We start from the raw sequence: 24,393 nt of genomic DNA on the forward strand, positions 1-24,393 counted from the left end.
ACGACACGATCCGAATTCGGGTCTTCCAAACGGTCGTTAACAACGTTCTAATGCCTGCAGTCGACTTCGAGAACCGTTACGGGTCGACATCCAGAACCACCGAAGGACGGTGCACATGGGCGCGCACCCGCCTATCCCCCAGTCGGCCCCCGCCGCCGGTCAACCCGGCGGCGGAGCCGCGGACCGGCCGCCCGAGGGGCTTCAGGCCGGACTCAAGAACCGCCATCTGTCGATGATCGCCATCGGCGGGGTCATCGGCGCCGGCCTGTTCGTCGGCTCCGGGGCCGGCATCAAGGCCGCCGGGCCGGGGATCCTCCTCTCGTACGCGCTGACCGGCCTGCTGGTCGTCCTGGTGATGCGCATGCTGGGCGAGATGGCCGCGGCCTCCCCCACCTCGGGCTCGTTCTCCGCGTACGCGGACCGGGCCCTGGGCCGCTGGGCGGGCTTCACCATCGGCTGGCTGTACTGGTTCTTCTGGTCGGTGGTGCTGGCGGTCGAGGCGACCGCGGCGGCGGCGATCCTGACCAGTTGGATACCCGCGGTGCCGCAGTGGGCCTGGGCGCTGCTGGTGATGATCGTGCTGACCGGCACCAACCTGATCTCGGTGGGCTCGTTCGGCGAGTTCGAGTTCTGGTTCGCCGGGATCAAGGTCGTGGCGATCGTGATCTTCATCGTGGTCGGCGCGCTGGCGATCTTCGGGTTGCCGCCGGGGAACCACGCGGTGGGCACCAGCAATCTGCTCGGACACGGCGGGTTCCTGCCGAACGGACCGGGGGCGATCCTCTCCGGGATGCTGCTGGTGGTCTTCTCCTTCATGGGCAGCGAGATCGTCACGCTGGCGGCGAGCGAGTCGCCGAACCCGGTCGTGGCCGTCCGCAAGGCCGTCAACAGCGTGATCTGGCGGATCGCGCTCTTCTACATCGGCTCGATCGCGGTGATCGTGACGCTGCTGCCGTGGGACGACCCGGAGGTGACCAAGAGCCCGTACGTGGCGGTGCTGAAGTCGCTGCACATCCCGTACGTGGACATCGTGATGGACGTCGTGGTGCTGACCGCGGTGCTGTCCTGTCTGAACTCCGGGCTCTACACGGCGTCCCGGATGGCGTTCTCGCTCGGTGAGCGCGGCGACGCGCCGAAGGCGTTCGCGAAGGTCAACAAGGGCGGCGTGCCGTCGGTGGCGATCTGGGCGTCGGTGGCCTTCGGCTTCGTCGCGACGATCTTCAGCTACACCTCGAAGGACACCGTCTTCCAGTTCCTGCTGAACTCCTCGGGCGCGGTGGCGCTCTTCGTCTGGCTGGTGATCTGCTTCTCGCAGCTGCGGATGCGCCGGACCATCGAGCGGGAGATGCCGGAGCGGCTGACGGTGCGGATGTGGCTCTACCCCTGGCTGACCTACGCCACCATCGCGCTGATCGTCTTCGTCGTGGGCTACATGTTCTACGACAAGAACGGCCGCCAGCAGATGGTGCTGTCGGTGGTCGCGGCCGTGGTGGTGCTGGTGGCCGGACTGGTGCTCCAGAAGCGCCGGCCGCGTGAGGCGGTGGAGCCGACCGCGGCCGCGGAGGCGCCGGAGAAGGCGTAACCGCCCCCGAACGACAGAGCGGGGCCCGCACCATGCCTGGTGCGGGCCCCGCTCTGTCGCTTCGAACTCCTCGGCCACGCCTTGAGGAACCCCCACGGCGAGCAGCCCCCTCCGCGCAAGCGGCGGCGGCTCAGCCGCAGAATCAGCCGGCCAGCTTCCAGGCGGTCGGCAGTGCGCCCATCGCCAGGGCGGTCTTGAGGGCGTCGCCGATCAGGAACGGCACCATGCCGACGGCGACGGCCTGGCCGAAGGACATCCCGGTGCTGAGCGCCAGGTAGGGCACGCCGACGGCGTAGATCACGGCGTTGCCGGCGGCCATCGTGGCGGCGGTGCGCAGCACCCCGCGGTCGCCGCCGCGGCGGGCCAGCGCGCCCACGACGGTGCCGGCGAGCAGCATGCCGAGGACGTAGCCGAAGGTGGCGCCGCCGGCACCCGAGGCGCCGCCGGCGAACCACGGCACACCGGCCATGCCCACCAGGGCGTAGAGGGCCAGCGACAGCAGCCCGCGGCGAGCGCCGAGCGAGGCGCCCACCAGGAGCGCGGCGAAGGTCTGGCCGGTGACCGGGACCGGGGAGCCGGGGACCGGGATCGCGATCTGGGCGGCCAGGCCGGTGATCACGGCGCCGCCGGCGACCAGCGCGGCGTCGCGGACGCGGGCGCGGGTGGCGGTGGAGGCCGGCAGCAGGTCGGCGAGGACGGCACCGGAGGTGACGGTGGGGGCGGCTGTGCTCATCAAGGACTCCGCGGGTGTGAGTGCGGACCCAGGGCTCGGATCCGGCGGGACGGAATGACGTTAGTTCAGGGGACGGCGGCGATCATCGTGTGGCGCTGACAAAGCCGTACCGGCCCGCTTGGGGAGTTCCGGACAACCGACAGAATGCCGAAGCCCTCCGCAAGGCGCAGCGTCTTCGCAGGTCACGTGATACTCGTCACGGTCCAAGGGGTGGTTTGGGGCCGGTTTTGTGCTAGTCGGGGGCGGGCGGGGACACTGGGACGGCTCCGCGGCCAGCTGTGGAGTTCCCCCAATCCGGGCGGCGATCCCGCCCCGCGCCCCTTACGAGAGTCACGAACCGATGCACGACGCACCACCACCCCTGGTCGAGAAGGAACCGCTGTCCGCGGGGCTCAAGCAGCGTCATCTGACGATGCTGGGCCTGGGCGGGGTGATCGGCGCGGGACTGTTCGTGGGCTCCGGCGCGGGCATCGCGGTGGCCGGACCGGGGATCGTGCTGTCGTATCTGATCGCCGGGGCGCTGGCGATGCTGATCATGCGGATGCTCGGGGAGATGTCGGCGGCGATGCCGGCGTCCGGGGCGTTCTCGGTGCATGCGGAGCGGGCGCTCGGGCGCTGGGCCGGGTTCAGCGTGGGATGGCTGTACTGGTTCATGCTCGTGGTGGTGCTGGCGGTGGAGGCCACCGGCGCGGCGCAGATCGCGCACGGCTGGGTGCCGGCGGTGCCCCAGTGGGGCTGGGTACTGGCCTTCATGGTCTTCTTCACCGGCGCCAACCTCGCCGCGGTGAAGAACTTCGGCGAGTTCGAGTTCTGGTTCGCGGCGCTGAAGGTCACCGCGATCGTGCTGTTCCTCGTCCTGAGCCTGCTGGCGGTCTTCGGCGTGCTGCCGGAGACCGAACCGGTGGGGATGGCCAACCTCACCGGGCAGGGCGGATTCCTGCCGCACGGCTGGTCCGGGGTGATCTCCGGCGTGCTGGCGGTGGTGTTCGCCTTCGGCGGTCTGGAGGTGGTCACCATCGCGGCGGCCGAGTCCGACGACCCGGCGCGGGCGGTGGGCCGGGCGGTGCGCAGCGCGGTGTGGCGGATCCTGTTCTTCTACGTCGGCTCGATGCTGGTCATCGTCGCCGTGCTGCCCTGGACGGCGATGCGGCCGGGCAAGAGCCCGTACGTGATGGTGCTGGACCACATCGGGGTGCCCGGCGCCGGGCAGATCATGAACATCGTGGTGTTCGTGGCGCTGCTGTCGGCGCTCAACGCCAACCTCTACGGCTCGTCGCGGATGGTGTTCTCGCTGGCCGAGCGCGGGGAGGCGCCGCGCGGGCTGCTGAAGGTGTCGGGCGGCGGGGTGCCGCGCCGGGCGGTGCTGGCCTCGGTGGCGTTCGGCTTCGCCTCGGTGCTGCTGAACCTCAAGTGGCCGGATTCGGTCTTCTTGTACTTGCTCAACGCGGTGGGCGCGGTGCTGCTGTTCGTCTGGGGGCTGATCGCCGTCTCCCAGCTGCGGCTGCGGCCCCGGATCGAGCGGGAGGCGCCGGAGCGGCTGATGCTGCGGATGTGGGCGTTCCCCTATCTGACATGGGCGGCGCTGCTGGCGATGGCCGCGGTGGTGGTGCTGATGCTGACCGATGCCACGGCCCGGCCGCAGCTGCTGTGGTCGGCCGGCGCGACCGCCCTGGTGCTGGCGGTCGCCGGGGCGCGGGAGCTGCGGGCGCGCCGGGCCCGGGACTGAGGCGCCGGGCACCTCGGACACCGGCGGGCGCGGAACGGGCGCTTCCGGCAGAGGTGAGACGGGACTCACATCTCATGACATTCGACGATGTGTCAGACACGCTCGGTCACGATCGCGTCTGAATACCGAACAATCACTGCACGCCTGTTGCCCTGAGCGGACGGCGCCGCCCAGACTGAGCCAGCTTTGCCGAGGACCCCGGAGTGAGCCGTCCGCGGCCCGGGAATCCGCAGTTATCGCCCCGCCCGCCTCTCACCTACTGGGACAGGTACGACATGAATCGGACACCCCCGTCCGCAGCGTCCGACGGTGCGCGGACCGCCGCGGCCCCGGGCGCCGGCCCGGACGGCGGCGCGCTGTCACACGGCCTCAAGCAACGCCACCTCTCGATGATCGCGCTCGGCGGGGTGATCGGCGCCGGTCTGTTCGTCGGCTCCCGCGAGGGCATCGCGGCGGCCGGCCCGTCGATCGTGCTGGCGTACGCCGTCTCCGGCGCCCTGGTCATGCTGATCATGCGGATGCTCGGCGAGATGTCCGCGGCCCACCCGTCCTCCGGTTCCTTCTCCGTGCACGCGGAGCGGTCCATAGGCTCCTGGGCCGGCTTCACCGTGGGCTGGATGTTCACCGCGCTGCTGTGCGTGGCGGTGGCCGTCGAGGCGCTGGGCGCCGCGGACGTGCTGCACCAGTGGTTCCCGTCCACCCAGCCGTGGATGTGGGTGCTGCTGGTCATGGTGATCTTCACCGTGACCAACCTGACCGCGGTCGGCAACTTCGGCGAGTTCGAGTTCTGGTTCGCCGCCCTGAAGGTCGCGGCGATCGTCGGCTTCCTGATCCTCGGCGTGCTGGCCGTCCTCGGGCTGCTGCCCGGCACCTCGGCGCCCGGCACCACGCACCTGACCGGCGACGGCGGGTTCCTGCCCAAGGGCGTCGACGGCCTGATGGTCGGTCTGCTGGCGTCGGTGTTCGCGTACGGCGGTCTGGAGACGGTGACCATCGCGGCCGCCGAGTCCAAGGACCCGATCCGCGGCGTGGCCCGCGCGGTGCGCACCGCGATGTGGCGGATCGCCCTCTTCTACGTCGGCTCGATGGCGGTCATCGTCACCGTCATCCCGTGGAGCGCGCCGTCGATCGCCAAGAGCGGCCCGTACGTGGCGGTGCTGGACTACCTCAAGATCCCGGCGGCCGGCCAGATCATGAACGCGGTCATCCTGATCGCCCTGCTCTCCGCGGTGAACGCCAACATCTACGGCGCCTCGCGGATGGCCTACTCGCTGATCAGCCGCGGCCAGGGCCCGGCCTTCCTCGGCAAGGTCAGCAACGGGGTGCCGCGCCGGGCGGTGCTGCTGTGCGCCACGTTCGGGTTCCTCGCGGTGCTGCTCAGCTTCCTGTGGCCGACCACGGTCTTCCAGTGGCTGCTGAACATGGTCGGCGCCGCCGTCCTGGTGGTCTGGGGCTTCATCGCCAGCGCCCAGCTGCGCACCCGGCGGCAGCTGGAGCGCGAGGCGCCCGAGAAGCTCGTGGTGAAGATGTGGGCCTTCCCGGTCCTGACCTGGGTGGCGCTGGCCGGGATCGTCGCGGTGCTGGTGCTGATGCTGCGCGATGACAACCAGCGGATCCAGCTGCTGTTCACCGGCGGCTTCGGCGTGGTGCTGACGGTGATCGGACTCGTCCGGCAGCGGGCGATGGCGGCCGGCCGGCAGTAAGGCCGCACCGGGCCACCGGCCCACCCGACCCCAGGCGGGGCGGGACCTCCTTCCGAGGTCCCGCCCCGCCTCCGTCTTTGGAACCAGAACGCCCGCGATATCCGGCCCGTGATCAACTGCTGCTGGTAGCGTGCTCTTGCACATCGATTGCAACTACGGCGTTTACGCAGCTTGGAGGCGGGGTCGGCATGGCGACCTACACACTTCCGGAACTCCCCTACGACTACTCGGCGCTGGCCCCGGTCATCAGCCCCGAGATCATCGAGCTGCACCACGACAAGCACCACGCGGCCTATGTGAAGGGCGCCAACGACACCCTGGAGCAGCTCGCCGAGGCCCGCGACAAGGACCAGTGGGGCAGCATCAACGGCCTGGAGAAGAACCTCGCGTTCCACCTCTCCGGGCACATCCTGCACAGCATCTACTGGCACAACATGACCGGCGACGGCGGCGGCGAGCCGCTGGAGGCGGACGGCGTGGGCGAGCTGGCCGACGCGCTGGCCGAGGGCTTCGGCTCGTTCGCCAAGTTCAAGGCCCAGCTGTCCAAGGCCGCGGCCACCACCCAGGGTTCCGGCTGGGGCGTCCTGGCCTACGAGCCGGTGACCGGCCGCCTCATCGTCCAGCAGGTCTACGACCACCAGGGCAACGTCGGCCAGGGCTCGGTGCCGATCCTGGTCTTCGACGCCTGGGAGCACGCCTTCTACCTCCAGTACAAGAACCAGAAGGTGGACTTCATCGAGGCGATGTGGCAGGTCGTCAACTGGCAGGACGTGGCCAAGCGGTACGCGGCCGCCAAGAAGCGCGCCGACGAGCTGCTGCTGGCGCCGTGACCGGCTGACCGCCCGATGCGTCCTGCCTCGTGATCGTCTTCTCACCCTTCACGCGGCAGGCGGAAAGAAGCGGAGCCCCCGCGAAGACGTGATTCGCGGGGGCTCCGCCGTGCCCGGGCCGGACCGGCGCCTCAGTCGAACTGGGGCGCCGCCGTCCGTGTCCGCTTGATCTCGAAGAAACCAGGGGTCGACGCCACCAGCAGCGTGCCGTCCCAGAGCTTGGCCGCCTGCTCGCCCTTGGGCGCGGGTGTGACGACCGGACCGAAGAACGCAATCTGCCCGCCCGTCGCCCCTGGCACCGCGATCACCGGCGTCCCGACCTCCTGGCCGACCAGGTCGATGCCCGCCTTGTGGGAGGCGCGCAGCTCGGCGTCGTAGGTGTCCTTGTCGGCGTACTCGATCAGGTCGGCGGGCAGGCCCGCGTCGGCGAGGGCGGCGGCGATGGACTCGCGGGTCACGCCCTCCCCGGCGTTGTGGAAGCGGGTGCCGAGCGCGGTGTAGAGCCGGCCGACGACCTCGTCGCCGTAGCGCTGCTGGGCGGCGGTCACCACGCGGACCGGGCCCCACGCCTTGCCGCCGGGGCGCATGTTCTCCGCGTAGTCGGCGGGGAGTTCCTCAAGGCGGTTCTCGTTCAGCACGGCCAGGCTCATCACGTGCCAGCGCACCTGGACCGGGCGGACCTTCTCCACCTCCAGCATCCAGCGGGAGGTCAGCCACGCCCAGGGGCAGAGCGGGTCGAACCAGAAGTCGGCCGGGGTCTTCGCGGTCTCGGACACGAGGTCTCCTCTTCGAGAGCGTCAGCGACGTTGTTCCGTGCTCGCTTCAACCGCGGGGGCGCGTGCCATGATTCCCGTGTTCGATATCCGAGACGAGGGTGAGGGAGGCATACCGTGCCAGGCGAGAATCTGTCCCGGGACGAGGCGCGCGAGCGGGGCCGGCTGCTGACGGTCGAGGGGTACGACGTGGCGTTGGACGTCCGCTCGGCGGTCGCCGAGGGTGCGGACGCGGCCACCTTCGGCTCCCGGACGACGATCCGCTTCCGCTGCGCCGAGCCCGGCGCGAGCAGCTTCGCTGACCTCCTGGCGCCCTCGGTCACCTCGGTCACCCTCAACGGGCGGGAACTGGACCCGGCCGAGGTCTTCGACGGCACCCGGATCGCGCTGGCCGGCCTGGCCGCCGAGAACACCCTGGTCGTCGACGCGCAGTGCGCCTACAGCCGCACCGGCGAGGGCCTGCACCGCTTCGTCGACCCCGAGGACGGCGAGGTCTACCTCTACACCCAGTACGAGCCCGCCGACGCGCGCCGGGTCTTCGCCACCTTCGAACAGCCCGATCTGAAGGCCCCGTTCACCTTCGAGGTGACCGCGCCCGAGGACTGGCTGGTGCTGAGCAACGGCGTCCAGGAGGGTCCCGCCGAGGGCGGCCGGCGCCGCTTCGCGACGACCAAGCCGATCTCGACGTACATCACCGCCGTGATCGCCGGGCCGTACCACTACGTCACCGACACCTACCGCCGCACCTTCGATGGGGGTACCGAGCTCACCGTCCCCCTGGGCGCGCTCTGCCGCAAGGGGCTGGCCCGGCACTTCGACGCGGACGACGTCTTCACCGTCACCAAGCAGGGCCTGGACTTCTTCCACGACCACTTCGACTTCCCCTACCCCTTCGGGAAGTACGACCAGGCGTTCGTGCCGGAGTACAACCTCGGCGCGATGGAGAACCCCGGCTGCGTCACCTTCCGCGAGGAGTTCATCTTCCGCGGCAAGGTCACCGAGGCATCCTACGAGCGCCGGGCCAACGTCATCCTGCACGAGATGGCGCACATGTGGTTCGGCGACCTGGTCACCATGCACTGGTGGGACGACCTGTGGCTGAAGGAGTCCTACGCGGACTTCATGGGCAGCTTCGCGCAGGTCGGCGCGACCCGCTTCACCGACGGCTGGATCACCTTCGCCAACCGCCGCAAGTCCTGGGCGTACCGGGCCGACCAGCTGCCCTCCACCCACCCGGTCACCGCGGACATCCGCGACCTGGAGGACGCCAAGCTCAACTTCGACGGCATCACCTACGCCAAGGGCGCCAGCGTCCTCAAGCAGCTGGTGGCCTACGTCGGCCAGGACGCGTTCCTGGAGGGCGCCCGGCGCTACTTCAAGCGGCACGCCTACGGCAACACCCGCCTCGCGGACCTGCTGTCGGTGCTGGAGGAGACCTCCGGGCGGGACATGGCGGCCTGGTCGCGCGCCTGGCTGGAGACCGCCGGCGTCAACTCCCTGACGCCGCAGGTCACTTACGACGCCCAGGACCGGATCACCGAGCTGAGCATCCTCCAGGAGGCGGCCGCCTCCCACCCGGAGCTGCGGCCGCACCGGGTCGCGGTCGGCCTCTACCGCCGGCCGGACGCGGACTCCGCGCTGGTGCGCTACGCCCGCGCCGAGGTGGACGTGGCAGGTCCCCGGACGGTGGTGCCGGAGCTGGCCGGGGCCGAGCGGCCGGAGCTGGTCCTGGTCAACGACGAGGACCTGACGTACTGCAAGACCCGCTTCGACGAGGGGTCGCTGGCCACCCTGCGGGCGCGGCTGGGCGACCTGACGGACCCGATGGCGCGGGCGCTGTGCTGGGCCGCGGTGTGGGGCCTGACCCGGGACGGGCTGATGCCGGCCCGCGACTTCCTGGACCTGGTACGGAAGTTCGCCGGTGCGGAGACCGTGATCGGCGTGCTCCAGTCGGTGCTCGGCCAGGCGGAGACCGCGCTGGAGCACTACGTCGCGCCGGAGTACCGCGAACGGGCCGCCCGCGAGCTGGCCGAGGGCGCGCTGCGCGAGCTGCGGCTGGCCGAGCCGGGCAGTGGCCACCAGCTGAGCTGGGCCCGGCACTTCGCCGCGGTGGCCACCACCGAGGCCGATCTCCAGCTGCTCCAGGGGCTGTTGGAGGGCACCGCGAAGATCGACGGACTGGCGGTGGACCAGGAGCTGCGCTGGGCGTTCCTGCTGCCGCTGGCCTCGCAGGGGATCGCCGACGAGGCGGCGCTGGCCGCCGAACTCGCCCGCGACGACACCGCGTCCGGCACGCGGCACCAGGTGCGCTGCCTGGCCGCCCGCCCCTCGGCGGACGTCAAGGCCCGGGCCTGGGCGGACGTGATCGAGTCCGACGCGCTGTCCAACGCCCTGGTGGAGGCGACCATCGACGGCTTCGCGCAGCCCTCGCAGCGGGAGCTGCTGGTGTCGTACGCGCCGCGGTACTTCGCGACGATCGAGCGGATCTGGCGGGAGCGGTCCATCGAGATCGGGATGTCCGTGGTGCGCGGACTGTTCCCGTTCTGGCAGGTGGACGCGGCCACGCTGGAGGCGACGGACGCCTGGCTGGCGGAGCGCGCCGAGGCGGCGCCGGCGCTGCGGCGGCTGGTGCTGGAGGAGCGGGACGACCTGGCGCGGGCGCTGCGCGCCCAGAACTGCGACCAGGCGGCCGGTCCCAGGCCCTGACCCGGGCCTCGAGGCGCCCTCGTCGACGGTCGGACCGCCGTACTTGAGGGCGCCATTGTCCCGCTTGTGACACAGGCGGGTAACAACGGTTAGGGGGCGGAGCGGGGCCGGGAATCGACCGGACATGAACCACGACACCCCGCTCTCCCCGCTCCCCCTCCACCACCTCGCCGACGGCCGCTGCCCGGTGCTGACGACCGCTGCGCTCCGGGCGCACGGCGTACCGCCCGCCGAGATCGCCGAGCGCTGCCGGCCGGGCGGCCCCTGGCAGCAGCTGCTGCCCGGCGTCCACCTGCTGCACCCGGGGCCGCCCACCAGCGAGGAGCGGCTGCACGCGGCGCTGCTCTACGCCCGGTACCGCGGTCCGGCGGTGCCGAGCCAGCCCCGGTCCGCGGAGTCCGCCCGGGAACCGATGATCACCGGGCTGGCGGCGCTCGCGCTGCACGGCCTGACCGCCGCTCCCCCGCTGCTCTCCCTGGCCCGCATCGACGTGCTGGTGTCCCGCACCCGGCGGCTGCGCTCGGTGGGCTTCGCGAGCATCGTCCGGGGCGCGGACCTGCCGGTCGCCGTGGAGGTGACGGGGGTGCCCACCGCTCCCGTCCCGCGGGCGCTGGCGGACACCGCGGCCTCCCTCATGGACGCCGCGGCGGTGCGCCGGCTGCTGACCGAGGCGGTGCGCGGCGGGTACTGCGAGGCGGCCGCGGTGGTGCGGGAGCTGTCCCGGGCCCGGCTGCTGACCCGTCCGCACGTGGTGGACGCGGTGGACGCCCTGGTGGCCGAGGGCCGGGCCCTGGACGAGCAGCGGCTCTACGACATGGTGAACGGCTTCGGGCTGCCGGACCCGCTGTGGAACGTCGACCTGCGCCTGCCGGGCGGCCCGCATCTGGGCGAGATGGACGCGTACTGGCCCGAGTACGGGGTGGCCGTGGAGATCGACACCCGCACCCCGCGCCCGTCCGGCGAGGCGCCCCGCGACGCCTACCGGGAGCAGCTGGAGCGGCTCGGCATCACCCTCGTCCGCTGCCGGCCGCGGACCCTGCGGGAGGCCCCCGAGCAGCAGGCGACGGTGGTCCGGACGGCGCTGATGGCGGGGGCCGACCGGGAGCCGCCGGCGTATGTGCTGATCCTCCCGCGCTGAGGCCGCCGGCCCGCACCACACAGGGTGACCTCCCGACACGTTCCGTGGGCGATCACACCCCCCCACACTTCCGTCCTTTGGAACGGATTGGACAAGGCAACGGGTCTGCCACACATGATGGGAACGCCAGTGAGCAGGTGTTCCAGCAGACACCCGGAGCCGGGCCAGCGGGCCAGGCCAGAAAGAAGGAGCCCCATGAGGATCGGAATCGTCGGCGCCACCGGACAGGTCGGCGGCGTGATGCGGCGCATTCTCGCCGAGCGCAACTTCCCGGTCGAGCAGCTGCGGCTGTTCGCCTCCGCCCGGTCCGCCGGCCGGACGCTCCCCTGGCAGGACACCGAGATCACGGTCGAGGACGCGGCCACCGCCGACTACTCCGGTCTGGACATCGTGCTCTTCTCGGCCGGCGGCTCGACCTCCAGGGCGCTGGCGGAGAAGGTCGCCGACGCCGGCCCCGTCGTGATCGACAACTCCTCGGCCTGGCGCATGGACCCGGAGGTGCCGCTGGTGGTGGCCGAGGTCAACCCGCAGGCCGTCGCCGACCGGCCCAAGGGCATCATCGCCAACCCGAACTGCACGACCATGGCCGCCATGCCGGTGCTGCGCCCGCTGCACGACGAGGCCGAGCTGGTCTCCCTGGTCGTCGCCACCTACCAGGCGGTCTCCGGCAGCGGCCTGTCCGGCGTCGCCGAGCTGGACGGGCAGGCCCGCAAGGCCATCGAGCAGGACGCCACCGGGCTCACCCACGACGGGGCTGCCGTGGAGTTCCCGGAGCCGGACACCTACGTCCGCCCGATCGCCTTCAACGTCCTGCCGATGGCCGGCAAGATCGTCGAGGACGGGCTGAACGAGACCGACGAGGAGCGCAAGCTCCGCAACGAGAGCCGCAAGATCCTGGACATCCCGGAGCTGAAGGTGTCCGGCACCTGCGTCCGCGTCCCGGTCTTCACCGGCCACTCCCTCCAGATCAACGCCCGCTTCGCGCGCCCGATCTCCCCCGAGCGGGCCACCGAGCTGCTGGCCGGCGCCCCCGGCGTGGCGCTCTCCGACGTCCCCACCCCGCTCCAGGCCGCCGGCCAGGACCCCTCCTTCGTGGGCCGGATCCGCCCCGACGAGACCGTCGACCACGGCCTGGCCTTCTTCGTCTCCAACGACAACCTCCGCAAGGGCGCGGCGCTCAACGCCGTCCAGATCGCCGAGCTGGTCGCCGCCGAACTGCACGGCTGACCCGCACCACGCGGCAAGGGCCGGGGCCCGTACGGAATTCCTCCTGTACGGGCCCCGGCCCTTGGGCCCGGGCGCTCCGCGGGGCGCCCGGGCTTCAGAGCGCCAGCTGCTGCCGCAGCGCCCGGTCGATCTCCTTGAGCGTATGCGGCGGCACCGTGCCGACCCGTTGGCCGAACCGCGAGAAGTCCAGTGCGCGGATCTGTTCACACCGGGCCTTGGAGTCGACCTTCAAGCCGCACTCCGTCCCGTGGAGAAAGACCTGGAACGGCCGCACATGCGTGACGTTGGACGTCACCGGCACCACCGCCAGGACACCGCGCTCTGCACGACGCGCCATGCGGTTGGCCGCATTGTTCGTCACCAGGACGGCAGGCCCCCTCTTGTCGGCCTCGCTGCCGACCGCCGGCTCCAGATCCACCAGGTAGATGTCACCGCGATTCATCAGAAAGCCCGTCCCCCACCGTGCGGTCCCACAGTTCTGCATCCTCGCTCGCGTACCACTCGTCCCATGCCGCGAGGTACTCCTCCTCCAGAGCCGTCTCCCGCAGCATCTGGATGGCGGCGTGTATCACCGCGGACCGGGACTCCGCCGCCCTCTTGGCGGCGTACTCGTCGACGAAGTCGAGGTCCTCCTGCGGCAGACTCACACTGATCTTCCTATCCGCAATGCTGCCGCGGGTGGCACCAAAGGCGCTACTGCGAGTGCGCCCCGCGACCGCCAACTCCTCCGTGGAAGGATGGCCCGACGATGCGCTAACGATCGGGAGTAGGGAGACGGACGGGTGCCTGGTACGAATCTGACCCGGGAAGAGGCCCAGGAGCGGGCACGGCTGCTGACCGTGGACGCGTACGAGATCGAGCTGGACCTGACCGGCGCGCAGGAGGGGGGCACGTTCCGGTCGGCGACGACGGTGCGCTTCGACGCCGCCGAGGACGGTGCCGCGTCCTTCATCGACCTGGTCGCGCCGGCGGTGCACGAGGTGGTGCTCAACGGCACGACGCTGGACGCCGCGGAGGTCTTCCAGGACTCGCGGATCGCGCTGGCGGGGCTGCGGGCCGGCCGCAACGAGCTGACGGTGGTCGCGGACTGCGCGTACACCAACAGCGGTGAGGGACTGCACCGGTTCGTCGACCCGGTGGACCAACAGGCCTACCTCTACACGCAGTTCGAGGTGCCGGACGCCCGGCGGGTCTTCGCCAGCTTCGAGCAGCCGGACCTGAAGGCCACCTTCCAGTTCACCGTGACGGCGCCGCAGGGCTGGACGGTGATCTCCAACTCGCCCACCCCGCAGCCGGCGGGGACGGTCTGGCGGTTCGAGCCCACGCCGCGGATCTCCACCTACATCACGGCACTGATCGTCGGCCCGTACCACAGCGTGCACAGCACCTGGGAGGAGAAGGGGGACCTGCGCGAAGCGCAGTCGGCCGAGGGCGGTGGCGGGCGACGGGCGGGCGGCCGCTCGGTGCCGCTGGGCATCTACTGCCGGCCGTCGCTGGCCGAGCACCTGGACGCGGACGAGATCTTCGCGGTCACCCGGCAGGGCTTCGACTGGTTCCAGGAGAAGTTCGACTACCCGTACCCGTTCGCCAAGTACGACCAGCTCTTCGTGCCGGAGTTCAACGCCGGCGCCATGGAGAACGCCGGTGCGGTGACCATCCGCGACCAGTACGTCTTCCGCTCCAAGGTGACGGACGCGGCCTACGAGCTGCGTGCCGAGACGATCCTGCACGAGCTGGCGCACATGTGGTTCGGCGACCTGGTCACCATGGAGTGGTGGAACGACCTGTGGCTGAACGAGTCGTTCGCGACCTACACCTCGATCGCCTGCCAGGCGTACGCGCCGGGCAGCAAGTGGCCGCACTCCTGGACCACATTCGCCAACTCCATGAAGACCTGGGCCTACCGGCAGGACCAACTGCCCTCCACCCACCCGATCATGGCCGAGATCCGTGACCTGGACGACGTCCTGGTCAACTTCGACGGCATCACCTACGCCAAGGGCGCCAGCGTCCTCAAGCAGCTGGTGGCCTACGTCGGGATGGACGAGTTCTTCACGGGCGTGCAGGCGTACTTCAAGGCGCACGCCTACGGCAACACCCGCCTCGCGGACCTGCTCGGGGCGCTGGAGGAGACCAGCGGCCGGGACCTTGCGACCTGGTCCCAGAAGTGGCTCCAGACGGCCGGGATCAACATCCTGCGGCCCGAGATCGAGGTCGCCGAGGACGGCACCGTCACCGCGTTCGCCGTGCGCCAGGAGGCCCCGGCGCTGCCGGCCGGCGCGACCGGCGAGCCGGTGCTGCGCCCGCACCGGATCGGGATCGGCTACTACGACCTGACGGACGGCAGGCTGGTCCGCACCGGCGGCATCGAGCTGGACGTGGACGGCGCGCGCACCGAGGTGCCGTTCCCGCAGGGCTTCCGCCGGCCGGACGTGGTCCTGCTCAACGACGGCGACCTCTCCTACGCCAAGGTGCGGCTGGACGAGGAGTCGCTGAAGGTCGTCACCGCGCACCTCGGGGACTTCGCCGAGTCGCTGCCGCGCGCCCTGTGCTGGGCCTCGTCCTGGGACATGACCCGGGACGGCGAACTGCCCACCCGGGACTACCTGGCGCTGGTGCTCTCCGGTATCGGCAAGGAGACCGACATCGGCGTGGTCCAGACCCTGCACCGCCAGGTGAAGCTGGCGCTGGACCTGTACGCGGCGCCGGAGTGGCGCGAGGACGGCCTGGCCGCCTGGACCGAGGCGACGCTGACCCACCTGCGGGCCGCGGCGCCGGGCAGCGACCACCAGCTGGCGTGGGCGCGGGCGTTCGCGGCGTCCGCCCGCACTGGCGCCCAGCTGGACCTGCTCCAGGGGCTGCTGGACGGCACCGAGGAGATCCCCGGCCTGGCCGTGGACACCGAGCTGCGCTGGGCGCTGCTGGAGCGGCTGGCGGCCACCGGCCGGGCCGAGGAGCCGGCGATCGCCGCCGAGTTGGAGCGGGACCGGACCTCGGCCGGCGAGCGGCACGCGGCCACCGCCCGCGCCGCGCGCCCCACCGCCGAGGCCAAGGCGGAGGCGTGGGCGTCGGTCGTGGCGTCCGACAAGCTCCCCAACGCCGTCCAGGAGGCCGTCATCGCCGGCTTCGTCCAGCCCGACCAGCGGGAGCTGCTGGAGCCCTACACCGCCCGGTACTTCGAGGCGGTCAAGGACGTCTGGGACAACCGCAGCCACGAGATGGCGCAGCAGATCGTGGTGGGCCACTACCCGGCCCTCCAGGTCTCCCAGGAGACCCTGGACGCGACCGACGCCTGGCTGGCGGCGGCCGACCCGAGCCCGGCGCTGCGCCGCCTGGTGACGGAGTCCCGGGCGGGCGTCGAGCGGGCGCTGACGGCCCGGGCGGCGGACGCGGCGGCCGGCGCCGCCTGACGCCGCGCGCACAGGCCACAGGGGCGTGCCCCGGAACCGCTCGGGTTCCGGGGCACGCCCCTTTTCGCCGTGCGCACGCCGCGGGCCCGGGCGCCCGCCCGGCGGACGGGCGCTGAGGAGCCGAGCCGTCCGCCGGGCGGGTCGTGGTGCCGGGCCCCGTCCCCCGCTCCCGGGGCCCGGCGGGCGGCGCGGGTCAGCCGCTCAGCTCGTCGAAGCGGCGGACCAGTGCGGCCCGGCCGTCCTCGGTGAGGTCGCCGTGCACCCGCATCCGGGCCAGGCCGCCGTCGGGGTAGACGTCCAGGCGGACGTGGGTGGCGGTGACCCGGCGGGGCAGCACGAAGCGGTGCGGGGTGTCGGGCTGGAGCCTGGTCTTGGGGAGGATCTCGAACCACGACGAGGCGTCGTCGGGATTCCCGTCGCAGCCCGAAAGCCGGGCCCAGCCGGCCGAGTTGCCCTTGAGGCAGGCGGTGTCGATCTCGATCGCGCGGATCTCGCCCTGCGCGGCGAGCCGGAACCGCACCCAGTCGTTGGTGCCCCGGACCCGGCGGCGGCGGTTCTCCCAGCCGTCGTCCATCTTGCGCGACAGGTCGGGCCGGATGATCTGGGTGGGCGAGGAGTAGAAGCGGTCGGAGGCGTCCTCGCAGGTGCCGCCGTGCAGCACCGACGCCAGGTCCAGGGTGCCCAGCACGTCCAGCCACTCCGGGTCGGGGACCACCTCGCCGTGCACCCGGAGGCGGGCGACACCGCCGTCGGGGTGCTGCTTGAGGCGGAGGTGGGTGAAGCGGCGCTCGGCGGTGACCTCGAAGCCGTTGGCGGCGTGGCCGCGCACGGGGGTGCGGGGGACGATCTCCTCCCACTTCACCCCGTCGGCGAGCAGGTCCTGGGGGCCGGGGCTGCCGGGCAGCGCGGTGGCCTCGATGCTGACCGCCTGCGGGTAGTTGCCGCGGAAGTGGGCGGTGTCGACGATGACGCCGCGGACCACGCCGGGGGCGGCGAGGCGGATCAGCGCCCAGTCGTGCTCGTCCTCGGTCGGGAAGGGGTGGTCGCCGTCGGCGCCGCGGCGGCGCCGGGTCTCCCAGCCGTCCATGATCTTGCCCTTGTGGCCGAAGCGCTCGGGGTCGAAGACCGCCGGGCCCGGCGTGAGCAGGTTCTCCCGCTCGGCGAAGAACTCGTCGTTGGCCGCGATCACACCGGCGCCGAGCCGCCGGTCGGCGAGGTCGACGAGCGAGGTGAAGGAGAAGTCGCCGCCGCGGTAGTCGGCGTACGGATCGCCGCCCGCGTAGGGCTGGGCGTCGTTGGCGTGCGGATCGGTGGCGTCGGCGGCCGGGGTGGCGGGCACGGACATCGGGTTCCCTTCTGCTCCTGCGGACGGTGCTGGGGACCGGTCCACCGTCGCAGCGGGACACCTCACAGGTCCATCGAAAGTTCGTGAGGAATACCTTCAGCCGAACTGAAAGGTCACCGGTCCGCCGTCGCTGTCGGTCCGGCCCGCGGTGGCCTGGACGGCGGCCGCCTGGCGCAGCGCGGCCAGCACCCTGGCCAGGCCCGGCGCGCCCTCGGACCCCCGCCGGGCGGCCGCGACGACGTGCCGGCGCGGCTGGTCGGCGTGGAGCACCCGCAGCGCGACGCCGGTGCCCTGCCCCGGCGCCCGCAGCCCGCCCGCCATCGCCATCCGCGGCACCAGCGCCACCCCCATGCCGGCCGCCACCATCGCCCAGATCGCGCTCCAGTCGGCGGCCGCGTGCGCCTGCTCCGGCACGAACCCGGCGTTCTCGCACGCCGCGGTGGTGATGTGGGACCACGGGCCGCTACTGCCGAAGATCCAGGGCTCGCCGGCCAGGTCGGCCAGCCGCAACCCCGGTTCGGCGGCCAGCGGATGGCCGGCCGGCAGCGCCAGGTCCAACGGGTCGGCGAGCAGCTCGACCCGGGTGAACTTCGGGTCGCGCGGGGTCGGCGCGTGCGCGGCCAGGGACAGCGCCAGATCGACGCTGCCCTCGGCCAGCAGCTCGTACGCGGCCTCCGCCTCCGCCTCCCGCACGGTCACGGCCAGGCCCGGCCGGGTGCGGCGCAGCTCCTGGACGGCGGGGACCACCAGCGCCGGGATGGCGGTGGAGAAGGCCCCGACCCGCACCGCGCCGGCCTCCCCCTGGAGGTAGCCCAGGAGATCCGCGTCGGCCCGCTCCAACTGCGCGAAGACCGCGTCCGCATGACGCAGCACCAGGTGCGCGGCGCCGGTGAGCCGGACCCGCCGGCCGTGCGCCTCCAGGAGCGTCACACCGAGGGACTTGGCGAGCCCGGTCAACTGCTGCGACACCGCCGAGGGCGTCATGTGCAGCGCCTCGGCGGTCGCGGTGACCGTGCCCAGCTCCTGGAGGGTGCGCAGGATGCGGAGCTTCTTGATGTCCCAGTCGGCCATGCGGGCAGCGTACGCACCCGGCGCGGCCGGCCCGCCCGCCGTGCGGCGGCCCGCCGCGCCTCGGGCCCGTCCACGCGCCACGCATCAGGCCCGTCGACGACTTCGGCCCGTTCCCTTCAGCCGAACCGAAAGGTGCCGCGGGCGGCCGCCCGCGGCGGGGCTCAGCGGCGGGCCGCCCGCCGCGCCAGGATCGCCGCCTGCCGCTCGTCGAACCGGCGCGCCTGGGTGTCCAGGTCCTCCAGGAACACCCCCAGCTCCTCCTGCGCGGCGCGCCCCTCCGGGCCGAGCCCGCCGCGCTCCAGCACCTTCAGAAAGCGCAGCACCGGCTGGAGCACCTCGTCGTGGTGGATCCGCAGGTTGTAGATCCCGCCGAGCGCCATCCGGGCGGCCGCCCGCTCGAAGCCGGGCATGCCGTGGCCGGGCATCCGGAAGCCGGTGACCACGTCCCGCACGGCGCACATCGTGGGGTCCGGGGCCAGCTCGAAGGACGCGCCGAGGAGGTTGCGGTAGAAGACCATGTGGAGGTTCTCGTCGGTGGCGATCCGGGCCAGCATCTGGTCGCACACCGGGTCGCCGGAGTGCCGGCCGGTGTTGCGGTGCGAGATCCGGGTGGCCAGCTCCTGGAAGGCGACGTACGCCACCGAGTGCAGCATGCTGTGCGCGTTGTCGGACTCGAACCCGGCGGACATGTGCGCCATCCGGAACCGCTCCAGCTCGACCGGGTCCACCGCACGGCTGGCGAGCAGGTAGTCGCGCATCACGATGCCGTGCCGGCCCTCCTCCGCGGTCCAGCGGTGCACCCAGGTGCCCCAGGCGCCGTCCCGGCCGAAGAGGGTGGCGATCTCGTGGTGGTAGCTGGGCAGGTTGTCCTCGGTGAGGAGGTTGACCACCAGCGCGGTCCGCCCGATGTCGGTGACCTTGGACTGCTCGGGCGCCCAGGGCTCGCCCTCCAGCACCCCGTCGAAGTTCCGCCCGTCGCTCCACGGCACGTACTCGTGCGGCATCCACTCCTTGGCGACCTTCAGATGCCGGTTGAGCTCCTTCTCGACGACCTCTTCGAGGGCGTACAGCAGCCGGGTGTCGGTCCAGGCGGCCTGGCCGCGCACTCCGTCGAGGCGGTCGGGGGCGATGGTCACGGGGAACTCCTGGGGACGGCGGACCTACGGCTCCGTAAGTTTTGACTTACGGCCCCGTAGGTTACGCCATCGTAGGTACAGCCCGACCCCACCCCCCATCCCCGGCCGAATAGCCCGAAATATCCATAACTGTCGCCCTACACCCGCTTTTTACCCCCACACCGCGCCCCGTCTCCGCGCAACGCAAAGGGGCGCCCACCGGTCCGGGAAGAACTGGTGGGCGCCCCTTTGGAAGGCGTTGTGACGCGCGCGGGCGGACGGCCCGCGCCGGGCTGGGTCAGCCCTTGGCCTGCTTGCGGGACTTGTCGGTCACGATGACCAGCCCGGCGATGATCAGGAAGAGCACGAGGGGCGTCACGACGTAGAGGCCGAGCGTCTCGATCACGCTCAGGCCCGGACCCGGGTCGTCACCATCGTCGCGGGTGAGCGCAAACGCGGGAGACGACATCAGCAGCATCAGCGCGGTGCCGGCGGTGATGGTTCCGGCGCGCAGGGCGGTGTTCTTGACCTTATTGCTCACCCATTCAACGTAGCGGACGGGTCTTCGCCGCGCGCGACGGGGGTCGCCTTCCACGTGGCGCTTGCGCTGGGCTTGCTTCCCACGTGTTCGGCTGCCCCGCCGTAGGGGTTGCTGTCTTTGCGCCTGCGGCGCGTTGCTGTTGTCCGCTGCGCGGGGCTGTCGGGTGCGGTGGCGGGTCTGCGGGGCTGGGGGTGTCCGGACTGCTGCGCTTTACGTCCGGACACCCCCAGCCCCACAGCCCCGCCCCCTCCCGTTGTGGGTGGGGTTCCGGTGGGTTGGGGCTGAGCTGAGTGGTCCTCTGACGGTCACCACTCAACACACAACCCGCGCTTGCCCACCGGGAGTTGACCCCACTCGCCTGTTTCACCGACCACACACGGGAGGGGACGGGTCTGTGGGGCGGTAGGGGTGTGCCGGACGTAAAGCGAAGCAGTCCGGCACACCCCTACCGCCCCACAGACCCGGCACCGCACCCGACAAGCCCCGCGCAGCGGATAGGCACCGAGGCTGACCCGCCCCGCGCAGCGGATAGGCAACGCCCCGCGCAGCGGACAGGCCCCGCGCCGCAGGCGCGAGAAACAGCAACCCGCACGGCGGGAAAGCCAAAAACGTAGAAGGCGAAGCCAATCGCAAGCGCCACGTCAGACCTCCATCGACTCCGTACCCAGCCCCGTGGCCGTCGGCTCGCTGGTCAGGGGGAGTTCGGCGGCGATGGGGACCTCACTGGTGAGCGGGGCACCGGCGGCGAGCGGGGGCTCACTGGTCAGCGGCGGCTCGGTGAAGCTGAACGAGCCGGAACCCTCCAGGCCGGAGTCGGGGTCGGACACCCCGTCGAAGAGGCCCGGTTCGGTGCCCGGTTTGGCGGCGAGTGCGTCGAAGAGCAGTTGAGCGGATGCGGCCACGAGGGGCCTCCCGTTCATCGGTTGTGGGTCACGTCTGGCCCTACCCCGTCCCGGCGGACACAGACGCTCCCCTCCAGCAAACGTGACTCACGTCACACTAGAACGTCGGCGGGTGATTTGCCGGTGGACGGCGCCATGCGGCGCACAGAACGCCGGACGGGGCGGTCCGTGACGCAATTCCTGCGGGAGGGGCGTGACATGGGCCGGTCAGCCGCGGGGAGGAAAGGGGTGATTCGGCCTCCGGGCCGGGCCGGCCCGGAGGCCCGGTTGACACCCTCACCGCCGCAATGGTGGGCTCACAGCCGAAGGTCTGTCCGATACCGGTCCGGCAGGGTGTGACGCCCCCGGTTCCGCACCGCGCGCACCACGACCACCACGCCCGCACCGCGGCTCCCGCCGGACGGATGCGTGGGCGCGCGGGCGCGACGCGGCCGGACGGCCGGGTGGAGCACAGGGGGAACCGGCGGGAGCCGGTGAGCACGAGATACGGACGAGGAGCGACCGTGCGAGTCCGGGGCGTATGGGGCGGCAGGGGCGGCAGCCGGGCGCGGGTGGCGGGGACCACCGCGCTGGCCGCCGCGGTGATCACGGGACTGCTCGGCGGCGCACCGGCCGCCCAGGCGGCGCCCCCCGGCCCCGCCGCCGGCACCCCCGACCAGCCGGGCCGGCCCACCGACGCCGGGACACCGCCCGCGGTCTGGCCGCGCCCGCAGTCGTTGCAGCAGCTCGGCGCGGCGGTCCCGCTCGGCCCGACGGCGGTGCTGGTGGCCGCGCCGGGCACCGACCCGTACGCCCTCGACGCGCTGCGCGGGCTGCTGCGGGACGCCGGGGTGCGGGGCGTGCGGGAGGCCGCGCCCGGTGACCGGCTGCCCGCGGGCGGGCCGGTGCTGCTGGTCGGCGGCGGCCCCGCGGACGACGCGCTGCGGGTGCTGCGGGCGCCGGCCCGCGGCGACCTGCCGTCCGGCGGCTACCGCCTGGCCGTGGGCCAGGTCGCCGACCGGGACACCGTCGCGCTGGACGGCGTCGGCCCGGACGGCCTCTTCCACGCCGTGCAGACCCTGCGCCAGCTCGTCGCCGACGGCCCCGACGGGCAGCACCAGTTGGCCTCGGTGAGCGTCCGGGACTGGCCGGCCACCGGCGTCCGCGGCACCACCGAGGGCTTCTTCGGGCAGCCGTGGACCCGCGCGCAGCGGCTGGCCCAGCTGGACTTCATGGGCCGCACCAAGCAGAACCAGTACCTCTACGCCCCCGGGGACGACCCCTACCGGCAGGCCCGGTGGCGCGACCCGTACCCGGCCGAGCAGCGCGCCGACTTCCGGGCGCTGGCCGAGCGGGCCCGCGCCAACCACGTCACGCTCGGCTGGGCGGTGGCGCCGGGCCAGGCGATGTGCCTGTCCTCGGAGGACGATCTGCGGGCGCTGCGCCGCAAGGTGGACGCGATGTGGTCGCTGGGGGTGCGGTCCTTCCAGCTCCAGTTCCAGGACGTCAGCTACAGCGAATGGCACTGCGCCGCCGACGCGGAGACCTTTGGATCGGGCCCGCAGGCCGCGGCCAAGGCCCAGGCGGGGGTGGCCAACGCGCTGGCCCGGCACCTCGCCGAGCGGCACCCGGGCGCCGCGCCGCTGTCCCTGATGCCGACCGAGTTCTACCAGGACGGGGCGACCGCCTACCGCAGCGCGCTGGCCGCGGCGCTCAACGACCGCGTGGAGGTGGCCTGGACCGGTGTCGGGGTGGTCCCGCGGACGATCACCGGCGGCGAACTGTCCGCCGCCCGCCAGGCGTTCGGCCACCGGCTGTTCACCATGGACAACTACCCGGTCAACGACTACGCCCAGGACCGGCTCTTCCTCGGCCCGTACACCGGCCGCGAACCGGCCGTCGCCACCGGCTCGGCGGCGCTGCTGGCCAACGCCATGGAGCAGCCGCTGGCCTCCCGGATCCCGCTGTTCACCGCAGCCGACTACGCCTGGAACCCCCGCGACTACCGCCCGGCGCAGTCCTGGGAGGCGGCCATCGACGACCTCGCGGGCGGTGACGCGAAGGCCCGTGCGGCGCTGCGCGCACTGGCCGGGAACGCCGCGTCGTCCATGATCAACCGCACCGAGTCGCGGTACCTCCAGCCGCTCATCGAGCGCTTCTGGAAGGCCCGCGAGACCGCCGTCAACCACGGCCGGCCCGGCGACGACCCGGAGTTCGCCAAGGCGGGCGCGGCGCTGCGGAACGCCTTCCGCTCCATGACCGCCGCGCCCCAGGGCCTGACCCCCGAGCTGCGGGCCGAAATCGGGCCGTGGGCGGAGCAGTTGGCCCGCTTCGGGGACGCCGGCGCGCAGGCCGTGGACACCCTGTTGGCGCAGGCGCGGGACGACGGCGACTCGGCCTGGGTGGCGCAGCGCACGGTGCGCCGGCTGCGGGGCGAGATCGACCGGAGCGCGGTGACGGTCGGCAAGGGCGTCCTGGCACCGTTCCTGGACCGGGCGATGGCCGAGGCCGACGCCTGGACGGGCGCCCACGGCAGCGCACCGAAGCCGGACCGCGGCGACAGCCGGACGTCGCTGACCGTCCCCTTCTCCCGCGTCCGCCCGCTGGCCGCGGTCACCGCCCTCACCGATCCGGGCCCGGCGGCCGGCGCGGTCTTCCTGGAGGCACATGTGCCGGGGGCCGGCTGGCAGCGTCTGGGCGCGCTGGCCACGACCGGCTGGACGGAGGCCCGCACGGCCGGGCTGCGCGCCGACGCGGTCCGCCTGACCTGGGACGACGACACCGCGGCACCCACCGTCCAGGCACTCACCCCGTGGTTCGGCGACGCCCCGCAGGCCGGCCTGGAACTGTCCCGCACCGAGACCGATGTGCAGACCGGCGGGCACACCGCGCTCCAGGCCCGGATCTCCTCCCGCCGTCCCGGCCCGGTGCACGGCCCCCTGAAGGTCACCGCGCCCAAGGGCATCACCGTCCACGCGCCCGGACAACTGACCGCCCCCAGGGGCGGCACCGCCCTCGTCCCGCTCACCGTGGACGTCCCCAAGAACGCCCCCTCCGGGACGTACCGGGTCTTGGTCGCCTTCGCCGGCCAGGAGCAGCAGCTGACCGTCCGGGTCTTCCCGCCCACCGGCGGCCCCGACCTGGCGCGCGGCGCGGCCGCCACCTCCTCCGGCGACGAGACGGGCGACTTCCCGGCGTCCGCGGCCACCGACGGCGACCCGCGGACCCGCTGGTCCTCCCCCGCCGAGGACGACGCCTGGGTCCAGTTCGCGCTGCCCGAGCCGACCCGGCTCGGCCTGGTCGTCCTCCGCTGGCAGGACGCCTACGCCGCCGCCTACCGCGTCCAGGTCTCGTCCGACGGCCGCACCTGGCGCACCGCCGCCACCGTCCGCGACGGCAAGGGCGGCCGGGAGGCGATCCGGATGGACGCCAAGGACGCCCGCTACGTCCGTATCCAGGGCGACAAGCGGGCGACGCGGTTCGGGTACTCGCTGTGGGAGGTGGAGGCGTACGCGGTGACGCCCTCGCCCGGAGGCAAAGGCGGAGCGTAGGCGTCCGGCCGGGACGGTGCGGGGCCCGGCGGGCCCCGCACCCGCCGGGCCCCGCACCGCG

The 24,393-nt window shown here is 72.5% G+C and carries 18 protein-coding genes; 9 read left to right on the forward strand and 9 right to left on the reverse strand.

Going from position 1 to position 24,393, the window contains the following annotated elements:
* Positions 1-115: 115 nt before the first annotated feature.
* Positions 116-1,582, forward strand: coding sequence for an amino acid permease (locus ACIQE0_RS06780; protein ID WP_366334587.1), 1,467 nt, complete (start codon positions 116-118; stop codon positions 1,580-1,582).
* Positions 1,583-1,724: 142 nt separating this feature from the next.
* On the opposite strand, the gene ACIQE0_RS06785 is transcribed toward ACIQE0_RS06780, so the two are convergent.
* A complete protein-coding gene (locus ACIQE0_RS06785) occupies positions 1,725-2,315 on the reverse strand; it encodes a biotin transporter BioY (RefSeq protein WP_402329546.1) in 591 nt (196 codons plus the stop codon).
* A gap of 340 nt (positions 2,316-2,655) precedes the next feature.
* Between ACIQE0_RS06785 and ACIQE0_RS06790 the strand changes: the two genes are divergently transcribed.
* From ACIQE0_RS06790 to ACIQE0_RS06800, 3 genes are all read left to right on the forward strand, one after another.
* Positions 2,656-4,041, forward strand: coding sequence for an amino acid permease (locus ACIQE0_RS06790; protein ID WP_402329548.1), 1,386 nt, complete (start codon positions 2,656-2,658; stop codon positions 4,039-4,041).
* Between the two features lie 275 nt (positions 4,042-4,316).
* Positions 4,317-5,744 (forward strand): amino acid permease, encoded by a 1,428-nt coding sequence (locus tag ACIQE0_RS06795; protein ID WP_402329550.1) that lies wholly within the window; start codon positions 4,317-4,319, stop codon positions 5,742-5,744.
* Positions 5,745-5,932: 188 nt separating this feature from the next.
* On the forward strand, positions 5,933-6,574 hold the full coding sequence (locus ACIQE0_RS06800; RefSeq protein WP_366334580.1) for a superoxide dismutase: 642 nt from the start codon (positions 5,933-5,935) through the stop codon (positions 6,572-6,574).
* Positions 6,575-6,705: 131 nt separating this feature from the next.
* Here ACIQE0_RS06800 and ACIQE0_RS06805 read toward each other — a convergent pair whose 3' ends face one another.
* On the reverse strand, positions 6,706-7,350 hold the full coding sequence (locus ACIQE0_RS06805) for a DsbA family protein (RefSeq protein WP_366334578.1): 645 nt from the start codon (positions 7,348-7,350) through the stop codon (positions 6,706-6,708).
* Between the two features lie 114 nt (positions 7,351-7,464).
* Here ACIQE0_RS06805 and pepN (ACIQE0_RS06810) point away from each other — a divergent pair, with 114 nt between their 5' ends.
* The 3 genes from pepN (ACIQE0_RS06810) to ACIQE0_RS06820 all read left to right on the forward strand — a co-directional run bounded on the left by pepN (ACIQE0_RS06810) (position 7,465) and on the right by ACIQE0_RS06820 (position 12,418).
* Entirely contained in the window at positions 7,465-10,053 is a 2,589-nt protein-coding gene (gene pepN, locus ACIQE0_RS06810; RefSeq protein WP_402329553.1) for an aminopeptidase N, read from the forward strand.
* 124 nt (positions 10,054-10,177) lie between these two features.
* Entirely contained in the window at positions 10,178-11,191 is a 1,014-nt protein-coding gene (locus ACIQE0_RS06815; protein WP_402329555.1) for a hypothetical protein, read from the forward strand.
* 195 nt (positions 11,192-11,386) lie between these two features.
* Entirely contained in the window at positions 11,387-12,418 is a 1,032-nt protein-coding gene (locus ACIQE0_RS06820) for an aspartate-semialdehyde dehydrogenase (RefSeq protein WP_402329557.1), read from the forward strand.
* 94 nt (positions 12,419-12,512) lie between these two features.
* Here the strand turns inward: ACIQE0_RS06820 and ACIQE0_RS06825 are convergent, their stop codons facing one another.
* Both ACIQE0_RS06825 and ACIQE0_RS06830 read right to left on the reverse strand, forming a co-directional pair.
* The gene (locus ACIQE0_RS06825; RefSeq protein ID WP_402329559.1) at positions 12,513-12,860 is read right to left on the reverse strand and encodes a type II toxin-antitoxin system PemK/MazF family toxin; all 348 of its coding nucleotides are present in this window, start codon (positions 12,858-12,860) and stop codon (positions 12,513-12,515) included.
* Positions 12,847-13,065 (reverse strand): antitoxin, encoded by a 219-nt coding sequence (locus ACIQE0_RS06830; RefSeq protein WP_402329561.1) that lies wholly within the window; start codon positions 13,063-13,065, stop codon positions 12,847-12,849. Before ACIQE0_RS06830 ends, ACIQE0_RS06825 begins: the two co-directional genes overlap by 14 nt.
* Positions 13,066-13,200: 135 nt before the next feature.
* Between ACIQE0_RS06830 and pepN (ACIQE0_RS06835) the strand changes: the two genes are divergently transcribed.
* Positions 13,201-15,828, forward strand: coding sequence for an aminopeptidase N (pepN, locus tag ACIQE0_RS06835; protein ID WP_402329563.1), 2,628 nt, complete (start codon positions 13,201-13,203; stop codon positions 15,826-15,828).
* Positions 15,829-16,021: 193 nt separating this feature from the next.
* Here the strand turns inward: pepN (ACIQE0_RS06835) and alc are convergent, their stop codons facing one another.
* The 5 genes from alc to ACIQE0_RS06860 form a co-directional block, all read right to left on the reverse strand.
* Positions 16,022-17,173: an allantoicase gene (gene alc / locus ACIQE0_RS06840; protein WP_402329565.1), complete on the reverse strand. Its 1,152-nt coding sequence runs from the start codon at positions 17,171-17,173 to the stop codon at positions 16,022-16,024.
* 96 nt (positions 17,174-17,269) lie between these two features.
* Positions 17,270-18,244: a LysR substrate-binding domain-containing protein gene (locus ACIQE0_RS06845; protein WP_402329567.1), complete on the reverse strand. Its 975-nt coding sequence runs from the start codon at positions 18,242-18,244 to the stop codon at positions 17,270-17,272.
* 161 nt (positions 18,245-18,405) lie between these two features.
* Positions 18,406-19,380 carry an acyl-ACP desaturase gene (locus ACIQE0_RS06850; RefSeq protein ID WP_402329569.1) on the reverse strand — a complete coding sequence of 325 codons (975 nt, stop codon included), beginning with the start codon at positions 19,378-19,380 and terminating at the stop codon, positions 18,406-18,408.
* A gap of 277 nt (positions 19,381-19,657) precedes the next feature.
* Complete coding sequence (locus tag ACIQE0_RS06855) at positions 19,658-19,900, reverse strand: hypothetical protein (RefSeq protein ID WP_366334559.1); 243 nt, start codon at positions 19,898-19,900, stop codon at positions 19,658-19,660.
* Between the two features lie 641 nt (positions 19,901-20,541).
* A complete protein-coding gene (locus ACIQE0_RS06860; RefSeq protein ID WP_366338935.1) occupies positions 20,542-20,802 on the reverse strand; it encodes a hypothetical protein in 261 nt (86 codons plus the stop codon).
* Between the two features lie 551 nt (positions 20,803-21,353).
* On the opposite strand from ACIQE0_RS06860, the gene ACIQE0_RS06865 reads away from it, so the two are divergent.
* Positions 21,354-24,332: a beta-N-acetylglucosaminidase domain-containing protein gene (locus ACIQE0_RS06865; RefSeq protein WP_402329830.1), complete on the forward strand. Its 2,979-nt coding sequence runs from the start codon at positions 21,354-21,356 to the stop codon at positions 24,330-24,332.
* Positions 24,333-24,393 lie beyond the last annotated feature (61 nt).

This window comes from Streptomyces sp. NPDC093097 (genome assembly GCF_044754325.1).
Classification (GTDB): domain Bacteria; phylum Actinomycetota; class Actinomycetes; order Streptomycetales; family Streptomycetaceae; genus Streptomyces.